Raw genomic sequence first — 11,980 nt, forward strand, 5'->3', positions numbered from 1 at the left:
GCGACACCCTCACCCAGAGACAAAGCAGATAGGTGGACGCTCTATCGATCGCTACCCTAAAAATTCCCACAAAAAAGAGACTGTATTTTGCAGCCTCTTTTTTATTTTATAGATATAGCCGTAGACAGATCTGTTAGGACAGGGGGTGTGGGGGCGCAGCCCCCACGCAGGGGTTCCACCCCTGCACCCCGTCCTAAGCCTATTGGCTATAGCTATATCTATTCTATGTAACCGCTATACGCTAGACGCAATTACTAACCCTAATACACCAAGGAAAATAACCAGGGCGTAGAACTGGGCGCGTCCGTTTTCAAAGTACTTCAGCGCTTCACCCGTGACCACAGTAACAAATCCAGCCAGGTTAACCAGACCATCCACAATTTTGGCATCCACTTCCAGTACTTGACGCGCTAGACGACGCGAACCCTGCACGAAAGCAAAATCGTAGATTTCGTCAAAGTACCACTTGTTTTTAGAGAATTTGTACAAGGGCTGGATTGATTTGGCGATCGCCTCAGCAGATATGGTTTTCTGCAAGTACATTAAAATTGCCAAACTAATCCCGATCGCGGCAATCCCCACCGAACTGCCCGCCATTGCCAGGAACTCAGGCGTAAAGCCTTCCACGGGTACCCCCTCTATCTTCTCGCCTGGGGCATGAATAAAAGCCTCAAAGTAATTACCTAAAGGCGTACCGACTAGTCCAACTAATACGGATGGAACTGCCAGTGCCATCAACGGGAAGGTCATGCTTAAGGGCGACTCGTGGGGCTTATCAGCATGGTGATGGTCGTGAGAGTCATGGGATTCCGAGGATTCCTCACCGGAATTTTCTAGTTTTACTCTGGCAACCAGTTCCTTTTGAGTACCTTTGAATTCGCCTTCAAAAGTGTTGAAATACATGCGGAACATGTAAAAGGCAGTAATACCAGCCGTCAGCCAGCCCACGGCCCACATGGCAGGATTAGCAGCAAAAGTCGAGGCGAGAATTTCATCCTTAGACCAGAAGCCTGCAAATGGGGGAATACCCGAGATTGCCAACGTCCCGATCAAGAACGTGACCGCCGTAATCGGCATATACTTGCGCAAACCGCCCATCACGCGCATATCTTGCGCCACGAAGGGGTCGTGCCCCACCACGCCTTCCATGCCATGAATTACGGAGCCGGAACAAAGGAATAGCATCGCCTTGAAGTAGGCGTGGGTCATCAGGTGAAATAAGCCCGCTCCGTAGGCTCCCACGCCCATCCCCATAACCATGTAACCTAGCTGCGAAATTGTGGAATAGGCCAGACCTTTTTTAATGTCATTTTGGGTTATGGCGATACTAGCGCCTAAGAAGGCAGTGAACGTTCCCGTCCAGGCGATCGTATTCATTACCGCAGGCAGTTCCTCAAACACGGGGAACATGCGCGCAATCAGAAATACACCAGCAGCAACCATAGTGGCGGCATGGATCAGGGCTGAGATCGGTGTAGGGCCTTCCATTGCGTCAGGTAACCAGACATGTAGGGGAAATTGTGCTGACTTAGCCGCTGGCCCCATAAACACCAGAATGGCAAATAACGAGGCTAGAAAAACGCTGATGGAACCGGATTCGACTGCTGCGGTTAATCTAGTGCCCATTTCGCCAAAATCGAAGGTGCGCGTTACCCAGTACAAACCTAGCAAGCCGAGCAAAAGTCCAAAGTCTCCCACGCGGTTGGTGACAAATGCTTTTTGGCAGGCATCGGCTGCCGCCTTACGATCGAACCAAAAACCGACTAGCAGGTAAGAACACATACCCACTAGCTCCCAAAATACGTAGATTTGTACCAGGTTAGGACTAACTACTAAACCCAACATGGAGGAGCTAAATAGGCTCAGATAGGCATAGAACCTGACATAGCCAGGATCGTGCGCCATGTAACCATCGGTATAAACCTGGACTAGGAATGCAACAGTAGTAACGATAACCAGCATTAAAGCTGTCAGGCGATCGATTACGAACCCCATACTGAGGTGAAAACTACCAGCCTGTGCCCAGTCAAACGACCATAGATAGGGGGCGTGTCCCTGGATTTGGCTCCACAGGAGGCTAAAGGCCAGTACCATGCCTGCCCCGGTGGCAGACACGCTTAAGATCGCACAGGCTTTCTTCAGTTGATTGGTGGCCTTATTGAAAGAAATCAGCCCCAATCCGATCGCGAATGCCGCTAATAATGGCAACACGGGAATCAGCCAAGCGTATTGATATGCAAATTCCATATTTCGAGATTATTTAACTCTCTAACGATGTAATAATGACTCTTCCCGTTTGATAGTCTACTACAGTCACACATGCACCAAAGTGTAATTTGAGAGCAAAAATACTCAGAAAACCTAAAGCATTTGTTAAACTTTACTGTGATGTCAGTAAATTCAAGTAGGGCAAACTATCCTTGCAAACTATCAAACTTGGATCTAGCGGCTTGTCAATTCCGCCCTTGGGAATCGGAACTTGGGCTTGGGGCGACAAGTTATTTTGGAACTACGGTAAAGACTATGGTGAAGCCCAGGTCAAAGATGCCTTTAAAGCTGCCCTCGATGCTGGTATTAACTTCTTTGACACAGCCGAAGTTTACGGCTTAGGCGAATCGGAGCGTCTACTGGGGCAATTCGCACGCGGTAATAAACAACCGATTTGCATCGCCACGAAGTATATGCCCGTTCCCTGGCGCATTAATGCTAAAGCTGTCAAGGATGCGGTGACGGCCAGTCTGGAACGCTTGCAGGTGAAGAAGATCGATCTGTATCAGGTGCATCAACCCATAAGTTTCATGATGAATCAGAAAACCCTCATGAATGCACTTGCTGACGAGGTCAAACAGGGTCGGATCGTTGCAGTTGGCGTGAGTAATTACTCCGCCGAACAGATGAGGGAAGCCCATAAACTTTTGCGCGATCGCGGTATCCCCCTCGCCGTCAATCAGGTAAAGTACTCCTTGCTAGATCGGCAAATTGAAACAAATGGCATTCTAGATGCGGCGCGATCGCTCGGTGTTAAGATCCTCGCCTACGGCCCCCTAGCACAGGGATTGCTAACGGGTAAATATACATCAACTCAAACGCCCACCGGCGCAAGGCAACTCGATGCTCGCTTCGGCAACGATAACCTGTTCAAAGTCGAACCGTTGCTAAAACTATTGCGCCAAACTGCCGAGCAACATAACGGCACGCTTGCCCAAGTGGCGCTAAACTGGCTGATTGCCAAGGGGGTCGTACCAATTCCCGGTGCTAAAAACGCAGAACAGGTCCGCCAAAATGCGGGTGCATTAAACTGGCAACTCTTGCCTGAAGAAGTTTCCATACTAGATCGCGCTAGCCTCGAATGGCGGAAGTAAGGAAATGTATTTTTTGTAATCCTTGATTCAGTAACTACATGCATAAGCGTTAATTTAGGTTGCATCCCAGACCAAAACTGAGGTCAAATGTCACGGTTAGCCTAAAATCTACTACGTGAGCGATCGCGCTCTGATGCTCTTAGAGTATATCCACTCATATCCATTCAATAGTAGAGCCTTTGGCTAGGGGCATGACTCGTATGGAAGCAAAGTATTTGCTACAACTCTATGAAATGGGAGACAGAAATTTCCCATCTATTGACTTGAGTGGGGCTGAATTGAGCAAAGCCAATTTGATTGGCGTCAACTTTCGAGGCATAAATTTAACTGGAGCAAATCTGACGCGATCGTTCCTCATGCGATCGGATCTCAGCGAAGCATTTCTGAACTGGGCAAACATGAGCTTCGTGAAGCTCAGCGATGCAAATCTCAGCTATAGCGATCTGACCAAGGCTAATCTCAGAGGGGCATTTCTGGTCAAATCGAATCTCGCCAAAGCGCGGCTTAGCGGTGCTACTTTAGCAAATGTAAATTTACGCAGTGCTGTATTAACTGGTGCTAATCTCAGTGGGGCAGATCTTACCGAGGTAAATCTCAGGGGTGCCGATCTGAGAGGTGCCAACCTCAGTTGGGCAAATCTGAGTATGGCTAGAATGAGTGGAGCTTTATTGGATGGTGCGTTTTTGAATGGGGTTAATCTCAGCGGCGCGTTTTTAAATGGAGTCGATCTCTCCCGTGCAAATTTGAGTGGGGTGAATCTGAGTGCAGCTAAGCTGAGCGGTTCAAACTTAGACGGAGCCAACTTGCAAGGCTGCAATCTCACAGCCGCGAAACTGCGTAGCGTCAGCTTAGTCGGTGCCGACCTGACCGGTGCCAATTTGCATCAAGCATCCTTGGGCAAGGCCGATCTGAGTTGGGCAATTATGGTCAGAGCTAACCTCAGGGGCGCAGAGCTATGCGATGCTAACCTCAACGGTGCCAACATCGAAGAAGCAGACTTCACTGATACCATGCAAACCGAAGAATTATTTAGACAGCATATTAGTGGCAGAGCCATTGGCAGCGGACATCTTTGGATACAACAAAACACGACCGATTTGAATTACAACTATGGCTACCAATATAGCCATAGACAAATCTGTTAGGACAGGGGGGGTGGTGGCGCAGCCACCACGCAGGGGTGGAACCCCTGCACCCCATTCTAAGACTGTTAGCTATTGCGATAGGAACTGGGAGAGAGCGCCAGCCATACAAGAGTTTGAGATTTGTATCGCAGGCTGGACGGTGCGTTCGGCTAATCTTGAGGCATCTCCAGGGCGATCGCGGTAATTGCACTCGTCATTTCCATCAAAGCATCATATTCCCACATGCCTTCGCCTCTGCGTCCGGTGCGAATCTGGAAGCTCAGCTTAAAATCATCGGGATAACCAGATGCCTCCAGCCAAATGGTTTCCGTTTCTGCCGTACAGGTTAGACTTTCTGTTTCTGATAACTCAATCTGCATTGCCTGCATTGACTCGATCAGTTGGATGCCGATCTGACAAAATTCCCTTAACTCCCGGTGCGTTAGCTCAAATGCCCAGTTGTCACCTCCCACCAAGCCTTGGAACGGATAAGCACTTGGCAGCCAACCTATCCGCCAGCCCCGACCGCTATACAGTTGTTTGCTCACGGATGTTACGGCGAAGGCATCATACTCAATATGCCGTAGGCATCGGGATTAATATACCGACGTACCGCAGATTGGATATCTTGTGCCGTTACCGAGTTAACTTGCTCTGGATATTTCAATGCCGCTTCTAGATTGCCAACTACGCGATCGTAGTAGCCGTAAATACCCGTGCGATCGCGGGGTGATTCATTCGCAAATATAAAACGATTGGATACTTGCGTGCGAATTTTATCGAGTTCTTCGCTGCTAACAGGCTCGTCGTACAAGCGTTGTAGGTGTTCTCGGATTGCCATTTCCACTACCGGAATGCGCTTGGATTCTAGTTTGGCGGAAATCTGAAATGTGCCCTGCCATGCTTGAGTGGAGTTGCTGGCAGCGATGCGATCTACTAAGCCCCTATCTTCGCGCAGATCCTTGACCAGGCGAGAAGTACGCCCACCGCTCAAAATACTGGCTAACACGTTAAGCGGATAGGTTTCATTCAGATCGTACAAGCCAGGTACGCGCCAGGTCATGACCAATCGCGATCGCTGCAAACTGCGATCGATAACCTCCTGCCGCTCGATCTCCTGAAACGGTGCTTCCCGTTGCAAAGTTTGTCGCTCTGTGCGCGAATTGCACGGCAACTGCTCGAAGGCTTGGGAGACTACACTTATCATCTGTGCCACAGTTAGGTTGCCCACCACTACTACGGTAATATTTTCGGGACTGTACCACTGTCGATGAAAATCACGCATCTGGTCTGATGTCAAGTTAGCGATCGCATCAGATGGCCCCAGAACTGGACGGCGGTAGGGTAATTGCTGGTATGCCATCTCGGCTGTATGGCGATATAAACGTCGATCTGGATTGTCTTCGCTGCGGCGAATTTCCTCCAGCACCACCAGGCGCTCCCTTTGGAATTCCGGATCGGGAATCCTGGCATTCAACACCAGGTCGATCTGCAAAGGGGCGAGTTCGGCAAAGTCCTGTGGTGCTACCGTGATGTAGTAATGCGTATAATCCTGACTGGTAGCGGCATTGGTATTCCCCCCGCGCGATTCCACTACCCGCTCGAACTCTCCTACTGACTGGCGATCGCTCCCCTTAAAAATCATGTGCTCCAGAAAATGCGCCATGCCATTAATATCGTCGCTCTCGTTAGCCGAGCCAACGTTAATCCAGATATCGAGGGTCACTGCATCTACGGGAACCTGCTCGGCAATTACTCTTACGCCATTCGCCAACTTGTAGATAGTTGGAGCCACAAAAGCCTGGCGATCGCTTGGTAAGAGGGTAGTTGTCATAATACTTAATAATGCTTATTCAGTATGGGGGCTTAAGGATCTATATAACATGATTTCCATTGACGGGGTGAAGGGGGTCTACCCCTTCTTGGGGGCAACGCCCCCAAACCCCCTTCTCGTTTTCATCTGAAAACCGCTATACTTATTGCCCGCGAGATCGCGGGTGCGATCGGAATTTTGTGTATCGAGCCTCTGAAACAGCGTAAATACGTACTTCAGGACTCAATTTACACAAAAATCTGAACACTCTCGCGATCGCAGGCTCCCAAGACAGTTAGCGTTTGGCGTTGCGCGTCGGTTAATCCCGTAGCACCCGTAATATCCATGTCGGTATAGGGTCGAGGCACTTCCAAACGTTGTAGCGCTTGACCCGTTTGTAAATTCCAACATTGAATGCTTTCATCTTGACTGGCGCTGAGCAACAGATCTGATGAGGCAAAGAGCACCGACCATACCCAGTTTTGATGTCCTGAGAGGGTCTGAAGGCACGTACCAGCGGCTAAATCCCAATGCTTAATCGTGCGATCGGCACTGCCACTTACCAATTGCCGACCGTTTGGACTAAAACGCACGGTTAAGACCTGTTGTTGATGACCGCTCAACACCTGGAGACATTCCCCAGTCTGCACGTCCCAAATCATCACTTGACGATCGTCACCGGCGCTGGCTAACCATTGGCTATCAGGGCTGAACGCTACAGACCAGATGCGGTTGGCATGGGCGTGCCAGGTGCGCAGACATTCGCCAGATTCAGCACTCCATAGTTTGAGGATTTGTTCGTAACCGCCACTGGCTAACCATTGACCGTCAGGGCTAAAAGCGACAGAGAGAGCCGATCCCAGGTGGCCTTCCAGAGTCTGAATGCAATGACCTGCGGTCGTATCCCAAAGTTTAAGGGTGCGATCGTAACTAACGCTGGCAAGGGTATTGCCACTGGGGTGAAAAGCCAGACCCCAGATCCAACTGGTGTGTCCTTGCAAAGTCAGTCGGCACCGCTCGCTCTCAGGATTCCAAAGTTTAATCGTGCGATCGATACTACCGCTGGCAAGGGTTTTTCCGTCCGGACTAAAAGCGATCGACAGGACGCGGTTTTGATGACCGCGCAAAGTCTGAAACGGTTCGATCGCTTCCGGGGTTGTTTCAGATAGATTATGGGGCAACTGCCAGAGCCGAACGGTTTGATCTTCATGCCCGCTTGCCAGGATTTGATGTTTGGGATGCAGGGCGATCGTGTAAATAGTATTGCTATGCCCTTGCAGCGTAGTGGTGCAGTCTCCGGTTTGGGGCTTCCAAAACCGCGTGGTATTGTCATCTCCACCACTTGCCAGCATGGTGCCACTGGGATGAAATTTTACAGACCAAACTCGATTAGCGTGCTTTTTGAGTACCTGCGTGCACGTCCCATTGCGAGCATCCCACAATCGCACGCTGAGATCGTAGCTGGCGCTGGCGAGGGAACGTCCATCGGGGCTAAAAGCAACGCTGACCACAGGGGCTGCATGTCCGTGCATGGTATGCAAACAGTTGCCGGTGCTGGCACACCAGAGCTTAACGGTGCCATCCATGCTGGCACTAGCGATTAGCTTCCCATCAACACTGAGAGCGATCGCCATAATCCATTGCGTATGACCTTCTAAAACTTGCAAACATTCTCCAGTTTGGATATCCCACTTGCGAATGCAGTTATCTTCACCACTACTCCATAGGCGATCGCCATCAGGTGTAAAGACAACGCTCCAAACACATGCACCATGTCCCTTGAAAATTTGAACGCACTCACCAGATTTAACTTCCCATAATCTAATCGTAGAGTCGGTACTGCTGCTGGCTAGATAACGTCCGTCAGGACTAAAAATAGTATCAGTGGTGATGCTGGTATGTCCCTGGAGAATCTTGAGGCAGTGACCGTTGCTGCTATCCCAAAGGCGAATCGTATGATCTTGGGAGCTACTCGCGATTATTGCCTGCGTGGGATGAAAGGCAACCGACCAGGCCCAGGAATTGTGCCCTTGGCATCTGGCGATGGGATGCAAATTGACTGCAGACCAGATCGTCACATCGCCATTAGTATCGCTGGTGGCAAAGTATTGCCCATCTGGGCTAAATGCCACGCAGGTGATGCCCCCAAAGGTATTGGCAAAGAGACATTGATGGAAAACTGCCTGCCTAAAGTTAGTTTGTCGTAGCGTGATGTCATGTAGCAGCGCCTGACGAATTAGAATGCTGGAGAAGTTGTAGCCCGTCAGATCTACTTTGAGATGGCGAAATAGATTCAAGAGATTCCCACCGCCATATCCGTGTTGCTTGGCTGGCAATGCCTGCAACTGCACTAAAAGCAATTGAAGTTGCTGGGCGACGGCGATCGCTGAACCGAAGTAGCCAATCAATTGCGCCGCGAGGGGCTGAAGGATCAAACGGGTTTGGCTTTCGCGGATGTTGTCCTCTACCTGGGCTTTGAGCAAAGCATGGCTGAGCAAATAGCGGGGGGATATGGCGATAATTTCCTTACTAAGATGCTGAATCAAGTCATCAATGAGATATTCCATCACCACGGGTTGGAGTGTAAAGGCATTGAATCCCACATCGGTCTTAGTTGTCTCAATTAGCGATCGCCGTTTCAAAGATTCCAATGCTTCGATCAGAATCGCGGTCAGCGGTTCTGGTACTAGATCGCTCTGTAGCTGGGCAACAGATACGGGTTCGCAGTTAATCGCCAGCCAGTACAAAATATAGCGGTTTTCAGATCAGAAAGATCAGGGGGTTTGGGGGCGTTGCCCCCAAGAAGGGGTTCCACCCCTTCACCCCAAAAATAAAACCCGTTCTCAAGTGAAAACCGCTATAGCTTGCTCCAGAGCGGAGAGGCGCTGCATTTGCTTAGCGAGCAGTTGCCGCAGCCCATTGAAAACCCCGTGACCTTGTTGGAGAAATTGCGTGATATTTCCTCCAAACAGTTCGCAAATCGTAGTGGAAACGATTTTGAGTACCAGTGGATGTCCTCGGTAATAGTCGATCAATCGATCGATCTCTGCTGCCGAACCAGTTATACCTTTGCTATTAAGCACCCGCTGGCTCGATATCGCATCCAATCCCGTTAAGTAAAAAGTGCGCACGGGGAAGCGATCGCCTTCTAAGGCATCGATACCCTGGGGCTTCTCCCGGCTGGTGAGCAGGACACAACTAGCGTGATTGAGTTCGCCCGCATATTGCAGTAATTCGTGATATCCCTCACAGGCAGGTTGAAATACTCCACCTTGCTGTCCGCTCTGCAACAGCATGTCGAAGTTATCCAGAATCACAAGGCAGCGTTTTTGGCGCAGATAAGCAATTAATTGTTCGAGTTTAGCCGCTACCGTTGTAGGGATGGATGTGTCAGGGGAGGGGGCGAGAAATTTCAGCAGTCCGTTCAGCAGTTCGTCAAGCGGTGGGGCAGATTTGAGCGATCGCCAGATCAAAACCTCAAATTGCGGTTGCAGGGTTTGCGCCAGCCGAATCGCCAGCGAACTTTTACCAATACCACCCATCCCCAGAATGCTAACCAGCCGACAGCGATCTTCCGCGACCCATCGACTCAGGGTGGCGACCTCACTGTCACGTCCATAAAAATGGGGAGCATCGGCGGCAGTGTCCCAGTCAGCGTGGCAGTGCGATATTGCTGTTGTTTCAGGATGAGGATTGGTTGTGGGGCGAGATTTAGACTCTTGATAGCGGCGCAGGATCGTCTGAAAGTTACTTTTAGACACCCTCAGGCTCATTACTTTCGACAGCCGTTGCCAGAGCCGAAACCCCACAGTACGGATATAGTCATCGTCGTACCCCGTTATTTGGGCAATCTCAGCGTAGGTTTTACCCTCGCTACAGTAGCGAATCATCAATTCCTCTAAATTGCTGAGCGAGTTGGGTGCTAAGACAGCATCCAAAACCAACAGCGCTTCCCCAAAAGACCAATCAGTCATGTCCTATCCGTACGGTGTTCAAGTATCGATAACAACTGGGAAACAATTCTTAATCTAAATAATTTCCCCTTAACTTTACTTTAATATTTTTCAGCTTATAAATGTTACTTTTTAACACTTTTTCTCACATACAACCGAGGCATAAAGTTATAGCATTAATCTCGTTGGGGTTAAGCACTTACATATTTACATACATGAGACTCTCTTAAGGAGGGCTTGATGTATGACAGTTAAGTAAAGTATTTCACATCTGCAAGCCATCATCTGAGATCTTGGGGTAAGAATCTTAGGGACAGGTTACGGGTGCGATCGCTAAGTCATGCGAGCGAGCTATTTATTCGCTTATCGGGTTGGTTTGTGCGATCGCCTCTGCTTTAGATATCAACGAAATGAACTAGCGTAGTTTACAAAACTAGCAACCTTTAGTGCTAGTTCAAGGTTTACAAGCCTTGGCAAATCATCCTCCGCATGGGTATATTGCCTGCGCATACCTCCCAAACTACGCTGACTGAAATTTAAAACACTAGCACCACTAGTTAATACACACATAAGGACACGAAATCATGGCAATTAAAAGAAAAGAGTTCTATGAAGGCTATAGAAAATTCTTTCGACCGACGTTGAGTCAATCAGAGGTGGATGGGTACGAGGCGATGTTTGACTATTGGGATAGCAGTGGTCTTACCGATCTTCGCTGGCTTGCCTATGCAATAGCCACAGCCTATCATGAAACTGGTGAGCTAATGGAACCTGTTAGAGAAGGCTTTTGCAACACTGATGCTTGTTCCATCAATGCAGTAACTGATTTATTTGATCGAGGAATAATTGGTGTGAACTATGCGTTGCCAGATCCTGGAACTGGTAAAAGCTATTTTGGCAGAGGTCTTGTTCAACTCACCTTTGCTGCCAACTATAAAAAAATGGGTAAAGAAATTGGGAAGGACTTATATAATCATCCCGAGCTAGCCTTAGATTTGAAGACATCGGTAGAGATCTTGTTTAAGGGAATGGAAAAAGGATTATTTACAGGTCTTCGCTTTGCCGATTTTTTCAACAGCGGTACCGACTGGGTTCATGCCAGGAAAATTATCAATGATATGGATAGGGCAAACTTGATTGCTGGATATGCACAAGACTTTTTCGTTAGTCTTCAGTAAGCATGATATAAATGGAGAATTGTCTGTTAATCAGTCAGGCTGGCAATAACTCAGTCAGAGTTAACGAATAGTTACACACGATAGCGATTTTGTTAACTCTTGTAATCTGCTCCAGAAAAACTGTGTAGGTTTGCCCGATATTCCCTGTCTTCCATGTAACTTGCTAGCCTCAATAGCAGCCTGTTCTCCAGACTTTGCATGTGCGCGATCGCATTCACAAGTAGCTAACTCAGATGCTATACGGTAATACTTGATTGATGCCTCAAAATTACCTTCTGTCTCTGAATTATAGGCAAGGCGGAAATAACGATCTAAATCGGTTTCAGAGGATTGTGGATTTAAAACTGGATTAAGAGGTCTACGAATAGTCAAGCAAAGATCTTTTTGTTTCGCATCGCTAGTCTTAATCTTATTTGTTTGAGCCTGTTTGTTAGGATTGGGTATCTGAGCACTAGTAGTTGTCTTTTGACCTTCATTAACACTAACAGTGCAAGCTTCTAGCAGGAAGATCGTTAACATAGGAAGTAAACGAGAGCGACTCAATTTTAAT

At 48.6% G+C, this 11,980-nt stretch carries 9 protein-coding genes; 3 read left to right on the plus strand and 6 right to left on the minus strand.

All coding sequences use genetic code 11. The features are described 5' to 3' along the window. Window positions 1-234 precede the first annotated feature (234 nt). Entirely contained in the window at window positions 235-2,247 is a 2,013-nt protein-coding gene (locus tag PSE6802_RS0119150) for an NAD(P)H-quinone oxidoreductase subunit 5 (protein WP_019501654.1), read from the minus strand. A gap of 173 nt (window positions 2,248-2,420) precedes the next feature. Here PSE6802_RS0119150 and PSE6802_RS0119155 point away from each other — a divergent pair, with 173 nt between their 5' ends. Both PSE6802_RS0119155 and PSE6802_RS29695 read left to right on the plus strand, forming a co-directional pair. Beyond that, complete coding sequence (locus PSE6802_RS0119155) at window positions 2,421-3,362, plus strand: aldo/keto reductase (RefSeq protein WP_019501655.1); 942 nt, start codon at window positions 2,421-2,423, stop codon at window positions 3,360-3,362. 200 nt (window positions 3,363-3,562) lie between these two features. Beyond that, entirely contained in the window at window positions 3,563-4,507 is a 945-nt protein-coding gene (locus PSE6802_RS29695) for a pentapeptide repeat-containing protein (RefSeq protein WP_019501656.1), read from the plus strand. Between the two features lie 149 nt (window positions 4,508-4,656). Here PSE6802_RS29695 and PSE6802_RS0119165 read toward each other — a convergent pair whose 3' ends face one another. The 4 genes from PSE6802_RS0119165 to PSE6802_RS29705 form a co-directional block, all read right to left on the minus strand. After that, complete coding sequence (locus PSE6802_RS0119165; RefSeq protein ID WP_019501657.1) at window positions 4,657-5,034, minus strand: DUF1818 family protein; 378 nt, start codon at window positions 5,032-5,034, stop codon at window positions 4,657-4,659. Window positions 5,035-5,039: 5 nt separating this feature from the next. Next, window positions 5,040-6,320: a M16 family metallopeptidase gene (locus tag PSE6802_RS0119170; protein WP_019501658.1), complete on the minus strand. Its 1,281-nt coding sequence runs from the start codon at window positions 6,318-6,320 to the stop codon at window positions 5,040-5,042. Between the two features lie 227 nt (window positions 6,321-6,547). Continuing rightward, on the minus strand, window positions 6,548-9,046 hold the full coding sequence (locus PSE6802_RS29700) for a WD40 repeat domain-containing protein (protein ID WP_019501659.1): 2,499 nt from the start codon (window positions 9,044-9,046) through the stop codon (window positions 6,548-6,550). Between the two features lie 96 nt (window positions 9,047-9,142). After that, window positions 9,143-10,273 (minus strand): NB-ARC domain-containing protein, encoded by a 1,131-nt coding sequence (locus PSE6802_RS29705; protein WP_019501660.1) that lies wholly within the window; start codon window positions 10,271-10,273, stop codon window positions 9,143-9,145. A 563-nt stretch (window positions 10,274-10,836) separates the two neighbouring features. On the opposite strand from PSE6802_RS29705, the gene PSE6802_RS0119180 reads away from it, so the two are divergent. Continuing rightward, a complete protein-coding gene (locus PSE6802_RS0119180; protein ID WP_019501661.1) occupies window positions 10,837-11,430 on the plus strand; it encodes a glycoside hydrolase family 19 protein in 594 nt (197 codons plus the stop codon). Window positions 11,431-11,490: 60 nt separating this feature from the next. Here the strand turns inward: PSE6802_RS0119180 and PSE6802_RS0119185 are convergent, their stop codons facing one another. After that, the gene (locus PSE6802_RS0119185) at window positions 11,491-11,973 is read right to left on the minus strand and encodes a hypothetical protein (RefSeq protein WP_156815591.1); all 483 of its coding nucleotides are present in this window, start codon (window positions 11,971-11,973) and stop codon (window positions 11,491-11,493) included. Window positions 11,974-11,980 lie beyond the last annotated feature (7 nt).

It is taken from the genome of Pseudanabaena sp. PCC 6802, assembly GCF_000332175.1.
Classification (GTDB): domain Bacteria; phylum Cyanobacteriota; class Cyanobacteriia; order Pseudanabaenales; family Pseudanabaenaceae; genus PCC-6802.